This window comes from Azospirillum soli (genome assembly GCF_017876165.1).
GTDB classification, from domain to species: Bacteria; Pseudomonadota; Alphaproteobacteria; order Azospirillales; family Azospirillaceae; genus Azospirillum; species Azospirillum soli.
The window spans coordinates 165,617-188,820 of record NZ_JAGINQ010000002.1; the positions used below are offsets into that span (position 1 = coordinate 165,617).

Consider the following 23,204-nt stretch of genomic DNA (forward strand, 5'->3'; position numbering starts at 1 on the left):
TTGTCGGGCTTTCCCCTGCGGAGCCCCGCAAGTGAGTTTCCTCCGCCGCTGGAGCGGCCTGACGCTGCTGGCGTTGCTGCTGTTCGTGGCCAGCGCCGCGCACACCCTCAACCACATCATTGGCGACGAGTCGGCCGACCAGCTGTGGTCGCTGATCGGCATGCTGGCGGCCACCCTGCTGGTGGTCCAGGCGCTGTGGCGGGAGAGCCAGGCCGCCGACCGCGCGCGGGCCGAGGCCCAGGCCGCCGACGTGCGCGCGGCCGAGGCGCACCGCCGTCTGGCCGAGGCCATCGAGGTGATGAACGAGGGCTTCGCCCTGTTCGACGCCGACGACCGGCTTGTCCAGTGCAACGCGCGCTACCGTGAGATCTGCGCCTCCTACGGACCGGTGGAGCCGGGCGTCCGGTTCGAGGATCTGCTGCGCCGGGGGGCGGAGGAGCGACAGTTCGCCGACTGCGCGCCGGACGGGATCGACGCGTGGGTGGTTGCCCGCCTCGCCCGCCACCGCGACCCGCAAGGGCCGATGGAGCAGCGCATGGCTGACGGGCGCTGGTTCAAGATCGACGAGCGGCGCACCAGCGACGGCGGCTTCGTCGGCATCCGCACCGACATCACCGAACTGAAACGGCGCGAGGAGGAGCTGGCCCACAAGTCGGAGCTTCTGGAGGCGACCTTCAGCGCCATGGCGCAAGGGCTGCTGGTGTGGAGCGCGGAGGGGCGTTTCCTCGCCTGCAACCGGCGGCTTCTTCAGATGCTGGACCTGCCGGACGGGTTGATGGCGCCGGGGCTCGGCATGACGGACTTCCTGCGCTTCCTCGCCGTGCGGGGGGAGTTCGGGTCCGGCGACCCGGACGAGTTGGTGGCCCGGCGGATGGACGCCGTCGACCTGAACGGCAACGGCCGCACCGAACGTGTCCGCCCCAACGGCCGGGTGCTGGAGATCGCCACCAGCCGGCTGGCCGATGGCTCGGCGCTGATCGCCTACACCGACATCACCGACTTCCGCCGCGTGGAAACGGCGCTGCGCGACAGCGAGGACCGGTTCCGCAAGCTGTCCGACGCCGCCATGGACGGCATTCTGGTGCATGAGCTGGGCGTCATCGTCGATGCCAACCGCGCCGCCGCCGCCATGCTGGGCTACAGCCCGGAAGAGCTGGTCGGGCAGGCCGTCACCGGCCTGATGGCGCCCGAGGATCAGGAGTTCGCGTGGCAGCGCATGCGCGCCCGCGACGAGTCGCCCTTCGAAGCCAGCTGCGTGCGCCGCGACGGCAGCCGCCTGATCGTGCGGGGAGAGACCCGCTACGTCCCCTATCGCGGGCGGAGCATGGCGATGGTCTCGGTCCGCGACATCACCGAGCACCGCCGCGCCGAGGCGCAGCTCCGCCTTTCCAAGGAGCAGGCGGAGCTGGCGAGCCAGGCGAAGTCCGATTTCCTGCGCATGATCAGCCACGAGATCCGCACGCCCATGAACGGCGTGCTGGGCATGCTGGGGCTGCTGCTGGACGGCCCGCTGGGCGAGGAACAGCGCACCTACGCCCGCACGGCGCGCGAGTCGGCCGAGGCGCTGCTGTCCATGCTGAACGACATCCTCGACATTTCCAAGATGGAGGCCGGGAAGCTGACGCTGGAGACCGGCCGTTTCGTGCTGGCCGATCTGGTGGAAAGCGTGGTCGAGCTGCACACGGCCCGCGCCTGCGCCAAGGGGATCGAACTGGCCGTCTGCGTGCCCGCCGGCTTGCCCTCCGTGCTGCGCGGCGATGCCGGGCGGCTGCGGCAGGTGCTGCTGAATCTCGTCGGCAACGCGGTGAAGTTCACGGACGCGGGCGGCGTCGCAGTCACCGTTTCGCGAATGGATGCGCCGCCGGGGGAGGATCGGGCGTGCCTGGGCTTCGAGATCGCCGACACCGGTGTCGGCATCCCGGCGAACGCACAGGCGGAGCTGTTCACGGAGTTCTCACAGGTCCACCCACGCCTGTCGCGCCAGCACGGCGGCGCGGGTCTGGGGCTCGCCATCTCCAAGCGGCTGGTCGAGCTGATGGGCGGCGGCATCGGGTTCGAAAGCGCCGCCGGGCAAGGCAGCCGCTTCTGGTTCACGCTGCCGCTGGAGGTGGAGGCCGCCGCCGCGCCGCCGCCGGGCCGGGACGCGCTGGCGGGACGGCGCGTGGTGGTTCTGGAAACCAACCCAGTCACCCGGCGGGCGCTGGTGGAGCAGATCCGGTCCTGGGGGGCCATGGTGACCGCCCAGGGTCCGGGAGAGCCCCTGCCCATGGCCGATCTGGCGGCCGATCTGGCAGTCGTCGGCGGCATCGAATCGCCCGCCCTGGAGGCTGAGGTGGAGCGGCTGCGCGCCGCCGGGGTGCGGCGGATCGTCCGCCTTGCCCCGCATCACCCGTTCATCTCCGGACCGGCGGGGATCGACGCCGTCGTCACCAAGCCGGCCCGCCCGGCGCGCCTGCTGACGGCGCTCACCGGCGTCGCCCAGCCCGAACCGGCGCCACCAGCGCTTCCGGCCTCGCCCGCCGCCGGCCAGGGGCGGCGCATTCTGCTGGTGGAGGACAGCCCGACCAACCAACTGGTGGCCGCCGCGCTGCTGCGCGGGGCCGGCTACCACGTGGACGTGGCCGGCAACGGGATCGAGGCTATCGAGGCGTTCGGGGAGGCGTTCGGGGGCGAGGCCGCGCGCTACGATCTGGTTCTGATGGACCTTGCCATGCCGAAAATGGACGGGTTCATGGCGACGCAGGTTCTGCGCGGGCTGCCGCCGCCGGTCGGGACCGTGCCGATCGTCGCCATGACCGCCGATGCCATGGACAGCGACCGCGAGCGCTGCCTCGCCGCCGGCATGAACGACCACGTCGCCAAGCCGGTCGACCGCGCGCATCTGCTGGAAACGGTGGCTCGCTGGCTGCCGCCGCGGCCCGTCGCGCCGGTCGTGCAGGAGGACTTGCTGGACACGGAGGTTCTGGACCAGCTCGCCCAGGATTTGGACGCGGAGCTGCTGGCCGACGTGATCCGGGAATTCGTGGAGGAAACACTGGCGCGGGCCGAGCGGATCGCGGCCGGTGGGGCCGATCTGACCAGCCTCGCGAACGAGGCGCACACGCTGAAGAGCACGGCGGGGACCTTCGGAGCCCGTTACCTGTCCGCCGCCGCCCGTGCGCTGGAAAAGGCCTGCCGCGACAACGCGGTCGGCGAGGTCGAGTCGCTGCGCGGCGACATCCCCCGCCTGGCCCGCGAAGCCGTGGAGGCGTACCGGACGAAGGGGTATTTCACTCCATCACGCTGATGTTGACGGCGGCGTCCTTGCCGTTGTTGCCGCGAGCGACCTCGAACTGGACGCGCTGGCCTTCGGACAGGCCGTGCAGACCCGACCGCTGCACGGCGGTGATGTGGACGAACACGTCCTTGGCGCCGGCCTCCGGCGCGATGAAGCCGTAACCCTTGGTGGTGTTGAACCATTTCACGGTACCGGTGGCCATAAGCGTACTCCCTGCTCCTCAGTCGGTCGGTGGCGGTCGGATACGGCGCGCGCGAAAACGCACGGCCGCGGATCGGCTGGGGCCGAAACGATGATCGTTAGCGGGGGGCCGGACACGAACGACACCCGATCATGGCGTACCCGATCACGGTGTGCCCGATCACGGTGTGCCCGATCATGGCGTATCAGTCTGGCGAACCAGGACGACGTGAAGGGAGGCTAGCCGGTGAAAGCCCCTACGGGCAAGGCGGCTTCAGGGCATATGCCCAATGCCGCCACAACTGTCACAAAGAAATAAGCCAATAGCGGCTGGCATTGCTTCGCCAAGACTTTCGATGGTCTTGCGCTGATTGACTGAGTACGAAGCTCTTTTCTCAGAGCTTCCCTTCCGCCTGCCACGCCAAGCGCTTGCGATAGATGGTCGAAGCGCTGATTCCAAGCAACGTGGCGGCGCGCGGAATGTTGCCGTCGCAGGCGGCGATGGCCTCCTCGATGGCGTCGCGTTCCACCTCCCACAGGGGCTTGACGGCCTTGGGTGTGGGGATGGCGGGATGATGGTGGGCGCCATGGCCGTGGCCGGCCGCTGCCACCGGCGCCGCCGGGGTGCCGAGCGGCGGCGGCAGCATCGCCGGGGTCACGGTATCGCCGTCATGCAGCACGACGATGTTGCGCACCACGTTCTGCACCTGCCGCACGTTGCCCGGCCAGTGGTAGACGCGCAGCGCGTGCTCCGCCTCCGGCGCAAAGCGGACGAAGCCCTTGCCTTCCTCCCGCACGAAATCGGCCAGACAGTGGCGGGCGATCTCCAGCACATCGTCCTCGCGCTCGCGCAGGGCCGGAAGGTGAATGGGGATGACGTGCAGGCGGTAATACAGATCCTCGCGGAAGCGCCCCTCCTCCACCTCACGCAGGGGATCGCGGTTGGTGGCGCAGACAATGCGCAGGTCCACCTTTTCCAGCTTCGACCCGCCGACGGGCGTGAAGGTGCCGGTCTGGATGAAGCGCAGCAGCTTGGTCTGAAGGTCGGGCGCCAGTTCGCAGATTTCGTCCAGGAACAGGGTGCCTCCGTTGGCGCGCGCCGCGGCCCCCTCGCGGTCGGCCACCGCCCCGGTGAAGGACCCCTTCATGTGGCCGAAGATCTCGCTTTCCATCAGGTCTTTGGGGATGGCCCCGCAGTTGATGGCGACGAAGGGCCTGTCGGCGCGCGGGCTCTGCCGGTGGATGGCCTCGGCGCAGACCTCCTTGCCGGTGCCCGATTCGCCGGTGATGAAGACCGTGGCGCGGGACGAGGCGGCGCTGTCGATGATCCGGTAGACCGCCTGCATCGACAGCGACGAGCCGATGAAGCCGTGATAGCGGGTGCGGCCCAGATCCTTCTGATAGGTATCGACGATCTGGGCGAGGCGCAGCCGTTCCATGGCGTTGCGCACGGTGATCGTCAGGCGGTCCGACGAGAAGGGCTTCACCAGGAAATCGTAGGCGCCGTAGCGCATCGCCTCCACCGCCACGCCGACCGAGCCGTGGGCGGTGATGATGATGACCGCGCAGGGAAGCGCCTGGGCGCTGATGCGCTTCAGCACCTCCATCCCGTGCATGTCCGGCAACTGCAGGTCCAGCAGCACGATCCGGGGCGCGCCGTCGGCCAGTTGGTCCAACGCCTCCGCCCCCGTCTCCACCGTGACGACGGCATGGGATTCCTTCTTCAGGAATTCCGCGTAGACGCGCGCCAGCGAGGGCGTGTCTTCGACGAGCAGGACGGGCGTGGTGCCAGGGGCCATGGGCCGTTCGATGCTGGGGAGGTCGGCGGTCGGGACGGAAAGCGGGGATATGGTGGGTAGCACCAAATCCTTAAAATGCACTCTACGCGATGCCACCACCGCCGCGAAAGACCCGGAATGGTGTCCCGTAACGAAATGTCACGAAATGCAACGCCATGTTTCCTTCCTGAAACAGGATTTCACACGTATGTGCGTGTAATAATAGGGTTGGACGGCGCTTGTCCCGGCTCCGGGGATGGAATATCAAACCGACATCGCTTCTTGCTTCATCGCTTTCTGGACGAGGAATCCATGGCCGAAACATCCGTCCTGTCCGGCAAGCGCATCCTGCTCGTCATCGCGGGCGGCATCGCGGCCTACAAATGCCTGGAGCTGATCCGCCGCCTGAAGGAGCGCGGCGCGTCGGTGCGCGCGGTCCTGACCAAGGCCGGGGCGGAGTTTGTCACGCCGCTGTCGGTGCAGGCGCTGACCGAGGACACCGTCTATCAGGACCTGTGGTCGCTGACCGACGAATCGGAGATGGGCCACATCCAGCTGTCGCGCGACGCCGACCTGCTGGTGGTGGCGCCGGCGACCGCCAACCTGCTGGCCCGCATGGCCGCCGGCATGGCCGACGATCTGGCCGCTACGGTGCTGCTGGCGACCGACAAGCCGGTGCTGGTCGCCCCCGCCATGAACGTGCGCATGTGGGAGCATCCCGCGACCCAGGCCAACATGGCTCTGCTGGAAAAGCGCGGCGTGCGTCGGGTCGGCCCCAACAAGGGCGAGATGGCCTGCGGCGAATACGGTCCCGGTCGCATGGCCGAACCGATGGAGATCCTGGAGGCCATCGCCGGCTATTTCACCGAGCGCGACGCCCCCAAGCCCCTGAAGGGCAAGCGCGCGCTGGTCACCAGCGGCCCGACCTATGAGCCCATCGATCCGGTGCGCTACATCGCCAACCGTTCCTCCGGCAAGCAGGGGCACGCGATCGCGGAGGCCTTGGCCCGGCTGGGCGCCGAGGTGACGCTGGTCACCGGCCCGACCCACCTGCCCGACCCGCCCGGCTGCGCGGTGCGCCCCATCGAGACAGCGCGCGAAATGCTGGCGGCCTGCGAGGCGGCCCTGCCCGTGGACATCGCGGTCTGCGCCGCCGCCGTGGCCGACTGGCGCGTGGCGGGCGAGTCCGACCGCAAGCTGAAGAAGGACGGCGGCGGCCCGCCGGCCCTGTCGCTGGCCGAGAACCCGGACATCCTGGCGACGCTGTCCAACGCCGGGGCCAAGCGCCCGTCGTTAGTCGTTGGTTTCGCTGCCGAAACGGGCAGCGTGGTGGAGTACGCGACGGCCAAGCGCGCCCGCAAGGGCTGTGACTGGATCGTCGCCAACGACGTGTCCCTGGGCACGACGACCTTTGGCGGCGCGGACAACACCGTGCACCTGATCCGCAACGGCGGCGTCGAGAACTGGCCGACCATGGGCAAGGACGCGGTGGCGGCCCGGCTGGCCGATACCATCGCCCAGCATTTCCAGAACAAAACCCCATAAGGGAGATTCCGGGTGAGCAACGACAGCGGTTCGCGGGTCGTCCGATTCCTGCGGCTTGCGGGCAACCACGACCTGCCGATCCCCAGCTACGCCACCGGCGGCGCCGCCGGCTTCGACCTGCGGGCGGCGGTGCCCGAAGGCGATCCGACCATGCTGGCGCCCGGCCAGCGCCTGCTGGTGCCCATCGGCTTCGCGGTCGGCCTGCCCGAAGGGTACGAGATGCAGATCCGCCCCCGCTCCGGGCTGGCGGCCAAGCATGGCGTGACCGTGCTGAACAGCCCCGGCACCGTCGATCACGACTACCGGGGTCCGGTGGCGGTCTGCCTGATCAATTTCGGTTCCGAACCGTTCCCGATCAGCCGTGGCGACCGCATTGCCCAGGCCGTGATCGCCGCCGCCCCGCAGTTCACGCTGGCGGAGGTGGACAGCCTGGACGAAACGGACCGGGGTGCCGGTGGATTCGGCTCCACCGGCGTTTCGTAACACCAAACACCCGCGTCAGCGCAGGAAGAACTGCACGGGCACGACCAGCTCGATGCGGTCCTGAGCCATCTCCGGCGGCGGAGGCGGCAGGGGCGAGGCGCGCTCGACCATCGCCACGGTTTCCTCGTCCAGCGACTCGTGGCCGGAGGTCTTTTCCAGCCTCGCCGACAGCACGCGGCCTTGGCGGTCCAGCGTGAAGCGAACGTGGGCGACACCCTGCTGGCGGCGGGCCTGGGCGGCGCGGGGGTAGCGCTTGTGCCGCTCCAGATGACCCAGCACGAGACCTTGCCAGGACGGCATCGCGTTGCGGCTGACCGTGGCGGAGGTCGGTCCCGGCGCCGGTGCCGCCGCGACGGGAGCCGGCGGGGCCGGCGTGGGCGTGGCCTGGGGAGCGGCCTTTGCCTCCGGACGGGGCTGCGGACGCTCGACGACCTTGGGCGGAGTCGGCTTCGGCGGTTCCTTCGGCTTGGGTTTCGGCTTCGGCGGTTCGGGAAGCGCCACCTCCGCCGGCACGGGGGGCGGAGGCTCCGGTTCCACGATGGGCTCGATGATCGGTTCCGGCGGCGGTTCCGGCTCGGGAACGATCGACTCCAGAGTCGGGGGGGGCGGCTCCATCGGCTCGGCCGGCGGCGGGGCCTCCGGAAGCGGGGCGAGCTCCAGCATCACGGCGGCGGGCGGCGGGGCGATCGCTTCCATGGGCACCTGCCACGCCAGCATGCCGACAAAGGCCACAGCGTGCACGCCCAGCACCAGAACCAGGCTGCTGCCCCAGCGCGTCAGCACCGGTATGGGCCGCTCATCAAGGTCCATGGTCGAATCGAAGGCCGGCGCGCTCATCGGGCGCTCGCGCCGTCCAGCCCGACCAGGGCGATCTTCAGATAGCCGGCGGCGCGCAGAGCGTTCATCACCTCGGTCAGCTCACCGTAATCGACGCTGCGGTCGGCGCGCAGGAACACGCGGGACGTCTTGTCGCCGCCGGTGGCCTGATCCAGCGCGCCGGCCAGCGCCTCGCGGGCCACGGGCGCGTCGCCGACAGACAGCGTGCGGTCGGCCTGGATGGTCAGGAACAGCGGCTTGTCGGGGCGGGCCTGCGGCTGGGCGGTGGAGGCCGGCAGATCCACCGGCACATCCACGGTCGCCAGCGGCGCCGCCACCATGAAGATGATGAGCAGCACCAGCATCACGTCGATGAAGGGCGTGACGTTGATGTCGTGGTTCTCGGCGAGATCGTCGCCGTCCGAACCGCTGTCCAGGCGGGCGGCCATGGCGCCTTACTCCGCCGCGGCCGAGGCGCGCGGCAGGGCGTGCCGGTCGATGTCACGGCTGAGCAGCCGCTGCACCGCCGCCGACGCGTCGCCCAGCTGCGCCCGGTAACCGCCGATGGAGCGGGAGAAGGCGTTGTAGATGACCACCGCCGGAATGGCCGCGATCAGCCCGATGGCGGTGGCGAGCAGCGCCTCCGCGATGCCGGGCGCGACGACGGCAAGGTTGGTGGTCTGCGTTTTCGCGATGCCGATGAAGCTGGTCATGATGCCCCAGACCGTACCGAACAGGCCAACGAAGGGGGCGGTCGAGCCGATGCTGGCGAGGATGCCGGTGCCGCGCATCATGCGCCGCCCCTCCGCCGCCTCGATCCGCTGCAGGCGGGATTCCGTCCGCTCCTTCAGCCCGTCGAGCGACGGCGCATCGGCCGACTGGTGCACCTCCGCAAAGGTGGCGCGCAGCATGGAACCGGCCGGCCCGGTGTCGAAGCCGACCGTATCGGCCGCCTGGGTCAGGGAACGCGCCTGGTCCAGCGCCGCCAGCGCGGCGCGCGCCTTGCGCTTGGCCGAGGCCAGTTCCATCGACTTGGCGAGGAACACGGTCCAGGTCGCGACGGAGGCGAGCACCAGCCCGATCATGACGGCCTGCACCACGGGGCTGGCCGCCATGAACATGCCCCAGGGGGACAGGTCGTGCGGCAGCGTCGCGGTCGCTACGGGGTCGGCCATGGGGGCTGCCGCTGGAGCCGTGGCGGGGGCGGCCTCCTGCGCCCAGACGGGCGCAGCCATCAGCGCGCCGATGGCGAGAGACGCGGTGGCAAGAAGGGCGGCGGGTCGGAAAGGGGACGCGTTGGGCATCGGCGGTCAGGCCTTCCAGCTCAAATCCATTCGGTCGTTGCAGCCCTTATACTGCGAACGACTCGCATTCGCACGCTAATTCGTTGTGCAATGCGTTGTGGATGCCCGGAAGAATTCAACGACGGCACCGCCGCCTTTGCCCTTGAACGGGGATAAAAGCACGGCTAAATGACCTTGCGAAATACCGATGCCAGAGTGTAAAAACATTCCGAACCACAGATCAGCCGTCGGCCCCACAAACCCCGCAGGCCAATTCAGCCAGGAGTTCCCGTGATGCTCCGCATCTCCAAAAAGCTGATGTTCGCCATCGAGGCGGTGCTGGACATCGCCTACAACGCCGGCACCGAACCGGTGCAGTCCGGCGAGATCACCCGCCGCCAGGGCATCCCGAAGCGCTATCTGGAACAGGTGCTGCAACAGCTGGTCCGCGATGGCATCCTGGCCGGCGTGCGGGGTCCGCGCGGCGGCTACCGTCTGGCGCGGGAGCGGCGGCGCATCACGCTGGGCGAGATCGTGACGGTGGTCCGTTCCATGGAGACGGCGACCGACCCGATCGAGGAGCCCGCGGGCTCCATTCTCGGCCACAAGGTGGTCCGCCCGCTTTGGACCGAGCTTCAGGAAGAGTGCATGAAGAAGCTCGACGACATCACCATCGAGGATCTCTGCCTGCGCGCCCGCACCGCCGGTGTGGAGAGCGAGACGGAAGACCGCATCGACTTTACCATTTAATCCTACCTGGAAAGCGGGTAAATTCCGCTTATGTTGTAAAACCGGGCGGAACCACACAGCTGAGGGGTGAAAAAATGCCGACTTCCGAATTCCGCGGCAAAATCTACGACAGCATCCTCGACACCGTGGGCGCCACGCCGCTGGTGCGCCTGAACCGTCTGGCCGCCGATGCCGGCGTGAAGGCGCAGATCGTCGGCAAGCTGGAGTTCTTCAACCCGCTGGCCAGCGTCAAGGACCGCATCGGCTTCGCCATGATCGAGGCCGCCGAGCGCGCCGGCACCATCGAGCCGGGCCGCACCACCCTGGTCGAGCCGACCTCGGGCAACACCGGCATCGCGCTGGCCTTCGTCGCCGCCGCCAAGGGCTATCGCCTGATCCTGACCATGCCGGAGAGCATGTCGATCGAGCGCCGCAAGATGCTGAAGCTGCTGGGCGCCGAGCTGGTGCTGACCCCGGCGCCGGAAGGCATGAAGGGCGCCATCCGCAAGGCCGAGGAGATCGTCGCCACCGATCCCAACGCCTACATGCTCCAGCAGTTCAAGAACGCCGCCAACCCGGAAATCCATCGCAACACCACGGCGGAGGAAATCTGGAAGGACACCGACGGCAAGGCGGACATCCTGGTGTCCGGCGTCGGCACCGGCGGCACGCTGACTGGCGTGGGCGAGGTTCTCAAGAGCCGCAAGCCCGGCTTCCGAGTCGTCGCGGTCGAGCCCGAGGACAGCCCGGTCCTGTCCGGCGGCATGCCCGGTCCGCACAAGATCCAGGGCATCGGCGCCGGCTTCGTTCCGGACATCCTGAAGAAGGATCTGATCGACGAGGTCGTGCGCATTTCCAACCAGCGCGCCTTCGAGACCGCCCGCAAGGTCGCCCGCCTGGAAGGCGTTCCGGTCGGCATCTCCTCCGGCGCCGCGCTGGCCTCCGCGTTGGAGATCGGCGCCCGCCCGGAAAACGAAGGCAAGCTGATCGTCGTCATCCTGCCGTCCTTCGCCGAGCGTTACCTGACCACCGCCCTGTTCGAAGGGCTGGAGTAACGGCTGAATCCCGCTGGGCCGCGCACCTCGCGCGGCCCAGCGGGCTTTGCAACCGGGCAGCGAACATTGCGCAACCCGGCAGCCTGATGTAGAGTTGGCCGGTAATGCTCCGCCCTTTTTCACAGAAGGGGCGAAATTTGACAGATAGATTGAATTTTAGTAATTTAGGAAGCCTGCGTTACGAGCCACCGCGCACCCACCCCACTGTTCCGGGCGTGGTTCGGTGCACGCTGATCGGGAGTGATCACCATGGGCGTCTCGCTGCCGAATGCCTCCACGATGAACTGGTTCCAGTTCCGGGGCATCACCAACGAATGGGGTCCCAACGGCGCGTCCACGGACTATCGCAAGTTCGTGGTGACGAAGCCGGGTGAGTTCAACTTCAAGATCAACAACTCCTACACCAACATCAAGATCGTCGACCAGAACAACAAGGTCGTCGCGGAAGCGAAGTCACAGCAGGACATCGCGCAGGCCAACGCCAAGCTCGGTCCGGGCACCTACACGGCGGTCATCTCGCAGTCGCAGCGCGGCGTGAACAACCGCGAATACACGATGGAGGTGACCGAGCGCCAGAACGTCATGATGCTGAGTTCCGGCGCCATGATGAAGGGCACGGCGCGCGCCGTCGTCGGCCAGGATCCCGGCGTGCAGAAGCACACGCTGAACGTCGTCCAGGGCGGGGAGTTCACCGCCAACATGACCCTGCCCTACTCGCGCTGGGCGGTCATGAGCAAGGACGGCAAGGTCGTGGCCTCCGGCGACACCATGAAGCCGGAAACCATGGGCCAGGACATCCTGAAAAAGCCCAGCTTCAAGCTTGAGCCCGGGCAGTACGAAATGGTGATCGTGCCGCCGAAGAACGTGGTGGGCGAGGTGCCCTACCAGCTGAACTTCGTTCCCAAGGTCGCCGGCCTTCAGGGCGACGAGCCGGAGGAGCGCCCCATCGATAAGATCATGCGCGAGCGTGAGGAGCGCATGCGCAAGTGGGCGGCGGAAGACTCCTCCAAGAAGACAACCGGCAGCACCCCCTACAAAATGAGCCTGCTGGCCTGAGATCGGGCCGCCCGAAGGGGATGAAGGCTTGCGTGGGGTGGGGGCTTCCGCGTTATTCTGCCGGTCATGGACTTCACCGAAACCCAGCTCCACCGCTATTCTCGCCACATCATCCTGCCGGAGGTCGGCGGCACCGGGCAGACGGCGCTGCTGCGCGCGCGCGTCCTGGTCGTCGGGGCCGGGGGCCTTGGCGCGCCGCTGCTGCTCTATCTCGCGGCGGCGGGGGTGGGCACCATTGGCGTCGTCGATGACGACACGGTGGACCTGTCGAACCTCCAACGGCAGGTGATCCACGACGAAGGGTCGCTTGGCGTTCCGAAGGTGGAAAGTGCGGCCGCGCGCATCCGGACGCTGAACCCGGACGTGACGGTGGAGACGCACAAGACTCGGATCACCCGCGACAACGCGTTGGACCTGATCCAGCGCTATGACATCGTCGCCGATGGGTCGGACAACTTCGCCACACGCTTCCTGCTGAACGACGCCTGCTATCTGGCGAAGAAGACGCTGGTGTCGGCGGCGATCCTGCGCTTTGACGGGCAGGTGTCCACCTTCAAGGCGCATCTGGGCGACCCGCACCCCTGCTATCGCTGCATCTTCCGGGAACCGCCGCCGCGCGGCATGGTGCCGTCCTGCTCCGAAGGCGGCGTGCTGGGCGCGCTGGCCGGCTTCATCGGCTCGCTCCAGGCGACCGAGGTGCTGAAGGAGGTGCTGGGCATCGGCGAGAGCCTGTCGGGCAGCCTACTGATGATGGACACGCTGTACGCGTCCTACCAGCGCATCACGGTCAAGCGCGACCCCGAATGCCCGCTGTGCGGCACCCACCCGACCATCCACGACCTTTCCGCTCACTGAGCGGCGCACGATAGGGGCGTCCTCCCATGCAGGGACCCGAAAGCCTGTCCATCGTCGTCTTCGCCGGCGGTTTCGACCGGGTGCATTACGCCCTGGTGATGGCGAGCGCGGCGGCGGCGACCAACCGCAAGGTCACGCTGTTCTTCACCGGCCGCGCGTTGCGGACGCTGCTGGCGGAGAGCGGGGCGGGCGCGCCGGGCTGGCACGGTCTGGACCCGGCGGACGACGGCAGCGCCCCGGCCGAGCGCGACCAGTGGTTCGGCTCCAACGGGCTGGCCGGGTTCGAAGAACTGCTGGGCGCCTGCGTGGCGCTGAACGTGACCTTCATGGTCTGCGAAATGGGCGTGAAGGCCTTGGGCCTGCCCACCGGCACGCCGTTGCGCGCGGATGTGCCGGTGAAGACCGGCGGCGTGGTCACCTTCCTGAACGACGCCCCGCAGGCGGGCACCATGCTGTTCGTGTGACCGCGATGACCGATACGGGGTTGGTGATCGAGTATGCGAACCGGTTCGAGGCAATCGCGGCGGACGGGTTCGAGGGCAAGCCTTACGAGGCCGACCTGACCGATCTGGTGCGGCGCGTGAAGGCGCAGCCGGGACTTGCAGCCGGGGTCGCGCATGCCTTGGGGATTATGATCGGCTTCATCGAGGACAGCGACAAGGCACGGCGATTCGCGCCGAAGGTGGCGATCCTGCGCGAGGCAATCCACTTGCTGCATCTATAGCAAAAAGGGGTTGCGACGAGCCCCCTTCCTCCCACGCTTCGCGTGGGCCCCTCCTTCCCCCACTGCGTGGGGGCAGGTTAGGAAGCCCTCCCCCGTGCGCAGCATGGGGGAGGGTTGGGTGGGGGCCCGTTGCGATGCCCCGTCAGATTGACTTGGTATCCAGCGCGTATCCCGCCGAGCGCACGGTGCGGATCAGGTCCATGTCCGTGTCTTCGTTCATGGCCTTGCGCAGGCGGCGGATGTGGACGTCCACGGTGCGCGGCTCGACATAGACGTCGTGGCCCCAGACGATGTCGAGAAGCTGTTCGCGCGAGAAGACTCGGCCGGGATGCTGCATGAAATGACGCAGCAGGCGGAACTCGGTCGGGCCGAGATGAACGTCGCGACCGTTGCGGCGGACACGATGCGCGGCCAGATCCATGGTCACGTCGGCGAACTGGAGCGTCTCGTCGGTGATCCCCGGCGTGGCGCGGCGCAGCACGGCGCGCATGCGGGCGACCAACTCGGTCGGGGAAAAGGGCTTGGTGATGTAGTCGTCGGCGCCCGAATTCAGGCCACGCACCCGGTCGCCTTCCTCGCCGCGCGCCGTCAGCATGATGATCGGAATGTCGCGCATCTTGGCGTTGCGGCGCATCTGGCGGCAGACTTCCAGTCCCGACATCAGCGGCAGCATCCAGTCGAGCAGGACGATGTTCGGCGTCTGCTCCCCGGCCAGGAGCAGGGCTTCCTCGCCGTCGCTGGCGGCGTTCACCCGGAAGCCTTCCTTTTCCAGGTTGTACTTCAGCAGCGTCACGATGTCGGCTTCGTCCTCGACGATGAGGACGAGCGGCTTCAACGCCGAATTCATGGTTCCTCCGCTCCCGCTACGCGTCTCGCCGTCACGCGGCATGGCCTGCCCCCTTATCGTCCGATTCCGGCGACACCACCGCGAAACTGCTGCCGTCGCTCTTCGGCCGCTCGCCGCGGAGCGGAGCACCGACCACCAGGAAATGAATGGTCTCCGCGATGTTGGTCGCGTGGTCGCCGATCCGCTCCAGGTTCTTCGCCATGAACAGCAGATGCGTGCACGGCGTGATGTTGCGCGGATCCTCCATCATGTAGGTGAGGACCTCGCGGAACAGGCTGGTGTAGAGGTCGTCGAGATCCTCGTCCCGCTCCCACGCGGCGATGGCCTTCGCGACGTCCCGCTCGGTGTAGGCGTCGAGCACGTCCTTCATGATCTGCTCGACCAGCTTGCCCATGCGCGGGATCGCCACCGCCGGGCGCACCACCGGCACTTGGGCCAGCGCCAGCGACCGCTTGGCGATGTTGGAGGCGTAGTCGCCGATCCGCTCCAGATCGGAGGAGATCTTCAGCGCCGACACGATCTCCCGCAGGTCCTGGGCCAGCGGCTGGCGCAGAGCGAGCAGCCGGATCGTCTCGGCGTCGATGTCGCGCTCATACGCGTCGATGCGCTGGTCGGCCTGCATCACCTGGGCGGCGAGCCCGACGTCGCGCCGGGCCACCGCCTTGACGGCGGCGTCCACCTGGGCTTCGGCCACCCCGCCCATCTGGGTGACCAGGTTGGCGAGGCGTTGCAGCTCCTGGGCGAAGGAGCGGACGATGTGGTCTGTGCGCATGCTCCGCTCCTTCTCCGGCGGGCAGCACCGGCCCGGCTCAGCCGTAGCGGCCGGTGATGTAGCCCTGGGTGCGCTCGTCGCGCGGGTTGGTGAAGATTTCCTCGGTGTCGTCGCACTCCACCATGTCGCCCAGGTGGAAGAACGCGGTCTTCTGGGACACGCGGGCCGCCTGCTGCATGTTGTGGGTGACGATGACGATCGTGTAGTTCTCGCGCAGCTCGTCGATCAGCTCCTCGATGTGCGCGGTCGCGATGGGGTCGAGCGCCGAGCAGGGCTCGTCCATCAGGATCACCTCGGGGCTGACGGCGATGGCGCGGGCGATGCACAGGCGCTGCTGCTGGCCGCCGGACAGGCCGGTGCCCGGCTCGCGCAGGCGGTCCTTCACCTCGTTCCACAGGCCGGCGCGTTCCAGCGACTTGGTGACGATCTCGTCCACCTCGTCGCGGTGGGTGGCCATGCCGTGGATGCGCGGGCCGTAGGCGATGTTGTCGTAGATCGACTTCGGGAAGGGGTTCGGCTTCTGGAAGACCATGCCGACGCGGGCGCGCAGCTGCACGGCGTCGATGTTCTTGCCGTAGACGTCCTCGCCGTCGAGCGCGATCAGGCCTTCGACCCGGCAGTTCTCGATGGTGTCGTTCATGCGGTTCAGGCAGCGCAGGAACGTGGACTTGCCGCAGCCCGACGGCCCGATCAGGGCCATCACGCGGTTTTCCTGGATTTCCAGGTTGATGCCCTTCAGCGCCTGCTTGGCCCCGTAATAGACCTTCACGTCGCGGGCGACCATCTTGATCGGGGGACCACCCGCGGAGGCGGAACGCGTCATGGCTGCACCGGCCGGGATTTGAGTCTGGACGCTCATGGGTTTACCAACGCCTCTCGAATTTCTTGCGCAGGAAGACGGCCAGGCCGTTCATCAGGATAAGGAAGCCCAGCAGGACCATGATGGCGGCCGAGGTGCGCTCGGTGAAGGCGCGCTCGGGGCTGTCGGCCCACATGAAGATCTGAACCGGAAGGACCGTCGCGCTGTCGGTGAAGCCGCCGGGGATGTCGACGATGAAGGCCACCATGCCGATCATCAGCAGCGGGGCCGTTTCGCCGAGCGCGCGCGACATGCCGATGATCGTGCCAGTCAGGATGCCGGGCAGAGCCAGCGGCAGCACGTGATGGGTCACCGTCTGCAACGGCGAGGCGCCGATGCCGAGTGCGGCTTCGCGGATCGACGGCGGCACCGACTTCAGCGCGACGCGGGACGCGATGATGATGACCGGCAGGGTCATCAGCGCCATCACCAGACCGCCGACCACCGGGGCCGAACGCGGCAGGCCGAAGAAGCCGAGGAAGACCGCCAGACCCAGCAGACCGAAGATGATCGAGGGCACGGCCGCGAGGTTGTTGATGTTCACCTCGATCAGGTCGGTCCAGCGGTTCTTGGGCGCGAACTCCTCAAGGTAGACCGCGGCGGCGACGCCGATGGGAACCGACAGCAGCATGGTCACCACCAGCGTCAGGAAGGAGCCGACGATGGCGCCCCAGATGCCGGCCTGCTCCGGCTCGCGGCTGTCGCCGGCCGTGAACAGCGTGGTGTTGAACCCCGTCGAGATGGCACCCTGCGCGGTCAGCGTGTCGATGGCCTTGATCTTGATGTCGTTCAGGCGGCGTTCGGATTCCGGCACGTCGCGGCTGATCGCCCCCTTGGCGAACTGGTCCACTTCGTCGTCGGCGCGCACCCAGACGGTCTGCTTGGTGCCGATCAGCGACGGGTTCTTGCTGACCATCGCTTCCAGTTCGTACGGCGCGCCGGAGGACAGAAGCTCGTTCAGCGAACGGCGCGACGCGCGGTCGGTGATCTCCGGCACCTGGGCGTAGAGCGCCTGGCGCAGCATCGCCATGTAGTTCCGCTCCTGCGCCAGAGCCGGGTCGATGGTCACCTCCAGCCTCATCTTCGTCTGCAGGAAGGCCGTGTAGCCTTTCGAGACGATCGAGCCGAGAAGCACCACCAGCATGATCGACGCCAGGGTGACGGCGAGCATGCCCGCCAGCTTGAAGCGCTGCTCCGCGGCGTAGCGACGGCGCAGGCGGGCGGCGAATTCCTCGCTCTGGTAGCGAGATTTGGAGGCGGCGACCGACATGGCCCGCGTATCCTGTTCCACGAGGTCAGTCATACTTCTCTCGATACTTCTGGACCACCCGGAGGGCGACCATGTTGAGCGTCAGGGTGACGACGAAGAGCACGAGGCCGAGGCCGAAGGCCGACAGCGTCTTGGGGCTGTCGAATTCCTGGTCACCGACCAGAAGGGTGGCGATCTGCGTGGTCACCGTGGTCACCGCGTCCAGCGGGTTCGCCGTCAGGTTGGCCGTCAGGCCGGCGGCCATGACCACTATCATGGTTTCGCCAATGGCGCGGCTGACCGCCAGCATGATGGCGGCCACGATGCCCGGCAGGGCGGCCGGCAGAACGACCAGCCGGACCGTCTCCGACTTGGTGGCGCCGAGACCGTAGGAACCGTCGCGCAAGCTTTGCGGCACGGCGTTGATGACGTCGTCCGACAGCGAGCTGACGAAGGGAATGATCATCACGCCCATGACGATGCCCGCCGCCAGCGCCGATTCCGAGCTGACGCCCAGACCCAGGCTCTGCCCCACGCCGCGCACGAAGGGCGCCATGGTCAGGGCGGCGAAGAAGCCGTAGACCACGGTCGGGATGCCGGCCAGGATCTCCAGGATCGGCTTCAGCCAGGTGCGCAGGTTCGGGTTGGCGTATTCGGACATGAAGATCGCCGCCATCAGGCCCACCGGCACGGCGACCAGCATGGCGATGACCGTGATCAGCATGGTGCCGGCGAACAGCGGAACCGCGCCGAACGAGCCCGACGAGCCGACCTGGTCGGCGCGGATGGCCGTCTGCGGGCTCCAGTGCAGGCCGAACAGGAAGTCGATCGGCGAAACCACCGTGAAGAAGCGCACCGCCTCGAACAGCAGCGACAGCACGATGCCGACGGTCGTCAGAATGGCGACCAGCGAGCAGACCACCAGCGCGATGTTGACCGCGCGCTCCACCCGATTGCGGGCGCGCAGGTCCGGGCTGATCTGCCGGCGGGCGTAAAGCAGCCCGCCCATGGCGACGCAGGTCCCGATGACCAGAAGGCTCCAGCTGCCGATCGCGCGCAGCCGCGCGTATTGCTCGGCCGCGGCGATGACCGCCGGGTCGGAGTCGCGGCCCGTCGAGATGCCGTGCGCGAGGTTCAGGATGTCGGCGCGCAGCAGGTTCAGCGCCTGCTCGTTCACCTGCGTCAGGCGGTCCGGAAGTCCGGCCAGGGTCATCTGCATGACCAGCCAGCCTTCCGACGCGTTCCAGAGCACGAACAGCAGAAGGGCCGGAAGGCCAGCCCAGAGCGCGACGTAAAATCCGTGGTACGACGGCACCGAATGAAGCTCGACGATGCGCCCCCCGACCGAACCGGCGGCGCGCGACCGGCCCATTTGGAAGCCTATGACCGTAAGCAGGGCCAGGATAAGAACAAGTACCGTGAGCTGCATGCGAACCCGCCGAATTAGGGCTGTTGACTGGTTCTCTTACCGGATCTGGACGGCTGCCGCCCGCCTTTCACGCGCCCATCCGCCATGCAAAAGCGGGGGAGAAGGGCGGCGCGGCGATGCCGGCCGGAAAGCGCACCAGTCGTCACGAACAAGACCGGCGGCTTCCGAGGAAACCGCCGGCCATCATCGGTTGGATCAGAGCTGCAACGGGGTCAGGTTGACCGCCGCGGAGCGGGCCGCGTCACGGTCCGCCTTCGGCAGGGCGATCAGGCCCTTGTCGGCCAGATAGCCCTCGTCGCCCATCGCACGCTCCGAGGTGTACTCGGCAACGTACTCGCGGATGCCCGGAATGACGCCGACATGCGCATTCTTGATGTAGACGTACAGCGAACGGGCGACCGGGTACTTGCCCGACGCGATGTTCTCATAGGCCGGGGTCACTTGGTCGATGTTGGCGGCCTGGAGCTTGTCGCGGTTCTGGTCGAGGAAGCTGTAACCGAAGATGCCGAAGGCGTCCGGATTGCCGGTCAGCTTCTGGACGATCAGGTTGTCGTTCTCGCCGGCTTCGACGAAGGCGCCGTCTTCACGGATGGTCAGGCAGGCCTTTTCGGCGGCCTTCTTGTCGGTGAGGATCTTGTGGACCTCCTTCGAGCAGCCCTCGCCCATCACCAGCTCGTTGAAGGCGTCGCGGGTGCCGGACGTCGGGGGCGGGCCGAGAACTTCGATCTCCTTGTTCGGGAGCTTCGGGTCGATGTCCGACCACTTCTTGTAGGGGTTGGCGACCATCTTGCCATCAACCGGCACTTCCTTGGCGAGCGCCTTCCAGACCTGCTCGCGGGAGAAGTCGGCGTGCGCGGCCGTCTTGGCCGAGGCGAAGACGATGCCGTCGAAGCCGATGCGCAGTTCGGTGATCTGCGTGACGCCGTTGGCGGCGCACTGCTCGACCTCGGACTTCTTGATGCGGCGGGACGCGTTGGCGACGTCCGGGTGCTGCGGGCCGACGCCGGCGCAGAACAGCTTCAGGCCGCCGCCGGTGCCGGTGGACTCCACGACCGGGGTCTTGAACTTGCCATCCTTGCCGAAAGCCTCGGCGGCGGCGGTGGTGAAGGGGAACACGGTCGAAGAACCGACGGCGCGGATCTGGTCGCGCGACTGGGCGTTGGCCGCGCCCGTCAGGGCGGCGGAGATGGCCACGGCCGCGGTGGCGGCGAGCGCGAGCTTCTTGATGATCACGGAAATCCCTCCGATGAACCCGATTGCCTCTTGTGCGGGGGGACGCCGTGCGCCCACGCCCTGCCGCGACCAATTGGCTTGGCTGCGTGCGGGGCGGACGTTAGTCGGGGAACGCGACTCGTTGATTACGGTTTTATGACAGTTTCGTGACGGCGTCCGTTTTCCGTCACGCCGACGCTTCAGGCCTGCCGACGCGCGGGAATCGAGGCTTCCGCCGACTCGGCGACCGGCAGGTAGACGGTGAAGGTGCTGCCCACCCCAACCTCGCTCTCGATGGTCAGGCGGCCCCGGTGGCGGTTCAGGATGTGCTTGACGATGGCGAGGCCGAGGCCCGTGCCGCCCATGGCGCGGGAACGCGCGGCGTCCACGCGGTAGAAGCGCTCGGTCAGGCGCGGCAGGTGAGTGCGGGCGATGCCATCGCCCTGGTCGCGCACGGCGACCGCCACCATGGGGTGCCCGCGCCCTCCCCGCCCCGGCAACGGCACCATGCCGGCGAAGCCCACCACCGTCCCGTCGGCGACGGATACGGCGATGGTCACGTCGGTGCCCTCCCGCGTGTATTTGATGGCGTTGCTGACGAGGTTCTGGAACACCTGGGTCAACTGGTCTTCGTCGCCGATGACCGGGGGCAGACCGTCCGGCGCTTCCAGCGTCAGGCGGATGCGGCGGCTGGCGGCCTTCAGTTCCAGCGACGCCATGACGCTGTCCAGCCGGTCCAGCACATCAACCGTGCCGGCCGGCGGCATGTGCTCGTCCAGCTCGATCCGCGACAGGGACAGCAGGTCGTTGACGAGGCGGGCCATGCGGCTGGCCTGATCGTGCATGATCGACAGGAAGCGCTCGTGCGCGTCCAGATCCTCGCGGGCCGGACCGCGCAGAGTCTCGATGAATCCCAGCAGCGAGGACAGCGGTGTGCGCAGCTCGTGGCTGGCGTTGGCGATGAAGTCGGCGCGCATCTGCTCCGACCGGCGCAGCGCGGTGATGTCGTGCAGGGTCAGGATGACCATCTTGGACGAGCCGGGTTCCGGCGGCGGAAACTCCCCGTCGTCGCGGTCGGCGGCGGCGGCGACCGGCTGCGGCAGGCGGCGCTGGAAGGGCTTCACGCGCACCTCGAACATGCGCTCCACCGGGACCGGCAGGCTGAATTCGAGGTTGCGCGACGCCGCTCCGCCGAGCACCGCGTCCACCGCCTCCAGCACGCTGGGGTTCCGCAAGCTGGCGGCGAGGTCGCGGCCGAGGATGCGCTCGCCGAACAGGCCACGCGCCGCCTGGTTGGCCCGCACCACCGTCCGGTCGAAGGCGACCAGGACGAAGGGGTCGTGCAGAGCCTCGATGATCGACTCGTTGGCCTCCAGCTGCGCCTGGACCTGTTCGGTGCGGCGCGCCATCACGCGGTGCAGCCGGGCCACGGAGGCCGTCAGCGCCCGCACCGGCCCCGACCCGGCGGTCGGCGGCGGGGCCGCGTCGGGATCCTCGGCGAGCTGGGTGACGCAGTCGGCGACCGCCCGCACGTCCAGATAATAGAAGCGCAGCGTCAACACGGCGCCGGCCAGCGCGAGCAGCGCGCCGCCGATGGCCAGACCCGGCGCGATCTCCCCATGCCGGACGAGCAGGGCCAGAGCCCCCAGGAGCGGCGCCAGCATCAGAGCGGCGGCGAGAATCAACCGGAGCGGCGGCATCACCTTGGGACTCATGGGCGGCGGTGCTTTCCCATGTGGACAGATCCGGCCTTATTACACCATTTCCAAAGCGGCGGTGCGCGCGTCACGAAAGTTTAATGCTGCCTTTGATGCTGCGGGGAGTCCGCCGGGACGGGAGCGGAAGGCCCCTGCCCCGGCGGATTTCTCATTCAGACCGCGAAACCGGTGAAGTTCGCGGCGGTCAGGTCGTCGGCGTTCACCCCCAGCAGGGTCAGGGTGGAAGTGCCGGAGAACAGCACCGCGTCGCTGCCGACCTGCTGGACGGTGCCCAGAACCTCCTGCGCGCTGGCGAAGCCGGTGACCTCGACCCGGTCATCGGCGATGCCGAAATCGGTGACGGTCTGGTTGCCGGCGGTGTCGAAAACGAAGACATCGGCGCCGGCCCCACCGATCACGACATTGTCGCCGCCCTTGCCGTCCAAGCGATCGTCGCCGGTCCCGCCCGCCAGGATGTTGTCCAGCGCGTTGCCGGTTCCGATGAAGTCGCCGGTGCCGATGTAGGTCAGCGTCTCGACGTGGGTGCCCAGCGTGTAGTCGGACAGGGTGGTGCGGACCTCGTCCGTGCCTTGGCCCGCGTCTTCCCAGACCTGATCCCAACTGTTGTCCACATAGTAGACGTCGTTGCCCGTGCCGCCCCACATGGTGTCGCTGAAGGCGCCCCCATCCAGCGTGTCGTTGCCGGATCCGCCCTTCAGGAGGTTGGAGATGCCGTTGCCGGTGCCCGCGAAGTCGCCGGTCCCGATGAAGATCACGTTCTCCACGTTGGCGGGCAGCGTGTAGCTGTTGAGCGTCGTGAACACCTCGTCGATGCCGGGAACCGCGTCTTCCCAGACCTGATCCCAGCTGTTGTCCACGTAATAGTCGTCGTCGCCGGCACCGCCCATCATGGTGTCGTTGAAGAAACCGCCGTCCAGCGTGTCGGCCCCGGCGCCGCCCTTCAGGAAGTTGGAGATGCCGTTGCCAACGCCCATGAAGTTGCCGGTGCCGGTGAAGATCACGTTCTCGACGTTGGCCGACAGCGTGTACTGGTTCAGCGCGGTGAACACCTCGTCGATGCCGGGAACCGCATCCTCCACGATCACGTCGGCAAGCGTGTCCACATAATAGTCGTCGTCGCCCAGCCCGCCGACCAGCGTGTCCGCGCCGAGACCGCCGTCCAGCGTGTCGGCGCCTTCGAAGCCGTACAGTTCGTCGGCATCCGCCGTTCCGACGAGCCAGTTGGCGAACTCGTTTCCGTTGATGATAGCCAAGACCGTCCTCCATCCCCGTTTTCGGCCGCCCCGTTCAACACGGGTAAGCGGTGCCTTTTCGCGCCGAGACAATCGGAACGAGCG

22 protein-coding genes are annotated in these 23,204 nt (G+C 67.8%); 9 read left to right on the forward strand and 13 right to left on the reverse strand.

The genetic code is table 11. From position 1 onward, the window contains the following. Positions 1-31 precede the first annotated feature (31 nt). Positions 32-3,286: a PAS-domain containing protein gene (locus J2852_RS03760; protein WP_209871172.1), complete on the forward strand. Its 3,255-nt coding sequence runs from the start codon at positions 32-34 to the stop codon at positions 3,284-3,286. Here the strand turns inward: J2852_RS03760 and J2852_RS03765 are convergent. Both J2852_RS03765 and J2852_RS03770 read right to left on the reverse strand, forming a co-directional pair. Continuing rightward, a complete protein-coding gene (locus tag J2852_RS03765) occupies positions 3,270-3,479 on the reverse strand; it encodes a cold-shock protein (RefSeq protein ID WP_209871175.1) in 210 nt (69 codons plus the stop codon). The two genes, J2852_RS03760 and J2852_RS03765, sit on opposite strands and share 17 nt — an antisense overlap. 373 nt (positions 3,480-3,852) lie before the next feature. Next, entirely contained in the window at positions 3,853-5,256 is a 1,404-nt protein-coding gene (locus tag J2852_RS03770) for a sigma-54-dependent transcriptional regulator (protein ID WP_209871178.1), read from the reverse strand. 291 nt (positions 5,257-5,547) lie between these two features. Between J2852_RS03770 and coaBC the strand changes: the two genes are divergently transcribed. Together coaBC and dut are read left to right on the forward strand one after the other, a co-directional pair. Further along, a complete protein-coding gene (gene coaBC, locus J2852_RS03775; RefSeq protein WP_209871181.1) occupies positions 5,548-6,780 on the forward strand; it encodes a bifunctional phosphopantothenoylcysteine decarboxylase/phosphopantothenate--cysteine ligase CoaBC in 1,233 nt (410 codons plus the stop codon). 12 nt (positions 6,781-6,792) lie between these two features. Beyond that, the gene (gene dut, locus J2852_RS03780; RefSeq protein ID WP_209871184.1) at positions 6,793-7,263 is read left to right on the forward strand and encodes a dUTP diphosphatase; all 471 of its coding nucleotides are present in this window, start codon (positions 6,793-6,795) and stop codon (positions 7,261-7,263) included. Positions 7,264-7,278: 15 nt separating this feature from the next. Here dut and J2852_RS03785 read toward each other — a convergent pair whose 3' ends face one another. Genes J2852_RS03785 through exbB form a run of 3 tightly spaced genes read right to left on the reverse strand, consistent with a single transcriptional unit; the run spans position 7,279 to position 9,383 of the window. Then, on the reverse strand, positions 7,279-8,100 hold the full coding sequence (locus J2852_RS03785) for an energy transducer TonB (RefSeq protein ID WP_209871187.1): 822 nt from the start codon (positions 8,098-8,100) through the stop codon (positions 7,279-7,281). Then, a complete protein-coding gene (exbD, locus tag J2852_RS03790) occupies positions 8,097-8,528 on the reverse strand; it encodes a TonB system transport protein ExbD (protein WP_209871189.1) in 432 nt (143 codons plus the stop codon). Before exbD ends, J2852_RS03785 begins: the two co-directional genes overlap by 4 nt. A 6-nt stretch (positions 8,529-8,534) precedes the next feature. After that, entirely contained in the window at positions 8,535-9,383 is an 849-nt protein-coding gene (gene exbB, locus J2852_RS03795) for a tonB-system energizer ExbB (RefSeq protein WP_246499284.1), read from the reverse strand. A 273-nt stretch (positions 9,384-9,656) separates the two neighbouring features. Here exbB and J2852_RS03800 point away from each other — a divergent pair, with 273 nt between their 5' ends. The 6 genes from J2852_RS03800 (at position 9,657) to J2852_RS03825 (ending at position 13,781) form a co-directional block, all read left to right on the forward strand. Then, positions 9,657-10,112: an RrF2 family transcriptional regulator gene (locus J2852_RS03800; protein ID WP_209871192.1), complete on the forward strand. Its 456-nt coding sequence runs from the start codon at positions 9,657-9,659 to the stop codon at positions 10,110-10,112. A 74-nt stretch (positions 10,113-10,186) separates the two neighbouring features. Beyond that, complete coding sequence (gene cysK, locus J2852_RS03805; RefSeq protein WP_209871196.1) at positions 10,187-11,146, forward strand: cysteine synthase A; 960 nt, start codon at positions 10,187-10,189, stop codon at positions 11,144-11,146. A gap of 249 nt (positions 11,147-11,395) precedes the next feature. Then, a complete protein-coding gene (locus J2852_RS03810) occupies positions 11,396-12,202 on the forward strand; it encodes a hypothetical protein (protein ID WP_209871198.1) in 807 nt (268 codons plus the stop codon). A 66-nt stretch (positions 12,203-12,268) separates the two neighbouring features. Then, entirely contained in the window at positions 12,269-13,057 is a 789-nt protein-coding gene (locus tag J2852_RS03815; RefSeq protein WP_209871201.1) for a HesA/MoeB/ThiF family protein, read from the forward strand. A gap of 26 nt (positions 13,058-13,083) precedes the next feature. Then, entirely contained in the window at positions 13,084-13,521 is a 438-nt protein-coding gene (locus J2852_RS03820) for a DsrE family protein (RefSeq protein WP_209871204.1), read from the forward strand. Between the two features lie 5 nt (positions 13,522-13,526). Next, a complete protein-coding gene (locus tag J2852_RS03825) occupies positions 13,527-13,781 on the forward strand; it encodes a hypothetical protein (RefSeq protein WP_209871207.1) in 255 nt (84 codons plus the stop codon). A 142-nt stretch (positions 13,782-13,923) separates the two neighbouring features. Here the strand turns inward: J2852_RS03825 and phoB are convergent, their stop codons facing one another. The 8 genes from phoB to J2852_RS03865 form a co-directional block, all read right to left on the reverse strand. Next, a complete protein-coding gene (gene phoB / locus J2852_RS03830) occupies positions 13,924-14,628 on the reverse strand; it encodes a phosphate regulon transcriptional regulator PhoB (protein ID WP_209871211.1) in 705 nt (234 codons plus the stop codon). A 31-nt stretch (positions 14,629-14,659) separates the two neighbouring features. Further along, the gene (gene phoU, locus J2852_RS03835) at positions 14,660-15,400 is read right to left on the reverse strand and encodes a phosphate signaling complex protein PhoU (protein ID WP_209871214.1); all 741 of its coding nucleotides are present in this window, start codon (positions 15,398-15,400) and stop codon (positions 14,660-14,662) included. Positions 15,401-15,437: 37 nt separating this feature from the next. Beyond that, positions 15,438-16,223, reverse strand: a complete 786-nt coding sequence (gene pstB / locus J2852_RS03840; protein ID WP_209871217.1) for a phosphate ABC transporter ATP-binding protein PstB — start codon at positions 16,221-16,223, stop codon at positions 15,438-15,440. A gap of 40 nt (positions 16,224-16,263) precedes the next feature. Continuing rightward, positions 16,264-17,562, reverse strand: coding sequence for a phosphate ABC transporter permease PstA (gene pstA, locus J2852_RS03845; RefSeq protein ID WP_209871220.1), 1,299 nt, complete (start codon positions 17,560-17,562; stop codon positions 16,264-16,266). Beyond that, entirely contained in the window at positions 17,555-18,937 is a 1,383-nt protein-coding gene (gene pstC, locus J2852_RS03850; RefSeq protein WP_209871223.1) for a phosphate ABC transporter permease subunit PstC, read from the reverse strand. Before pstC ends, pstA begins: the two co-directional genes overlap by 8 nt. 195 nt (positions 18,938-19,132) lie before the next feature. Further along, positions 19,133-20,170 (reverse strand): PstS family phosphate ABC transporter substrate-binding protein, encoded by a 1,038-nt coding sequence (locus J2852_RS03855; RefSeq protein ID WP_209871226.1) that lies wholly within the window; start codon positions 20,168-20,170, stop codon positions 19,133-19,135. A 179-nt stretch (positions 20,171-20,349) separates the two neighbouring features. Further along, complete coding sequence (locus J2852_RS03860; RefSeq protein ID WP_209871230.1) at positions 20,350-21,864, reverse strand: ATP-binding protein; 1,515 nt, start codon at positions 21,862-21,864, stop codon at positions 20,350-20,352. Positions 21,865-22,019: 155 nt separating this feature from the next. Then, positions 22,020-23,120 carry a calcium-binding protein gene (locus tag J2852_RS03865; protein ID WP_209871232.1) on the reverse strand — a complete coding sequence of 367 codons (1,101 nt, stop codon included), beginning with the start codon at positions 23,118-23,120 and terminating at the stop codon, positions 22,020-22,022. Positions 23,121-23,204 lie beyond the last annotated feature (84 nt).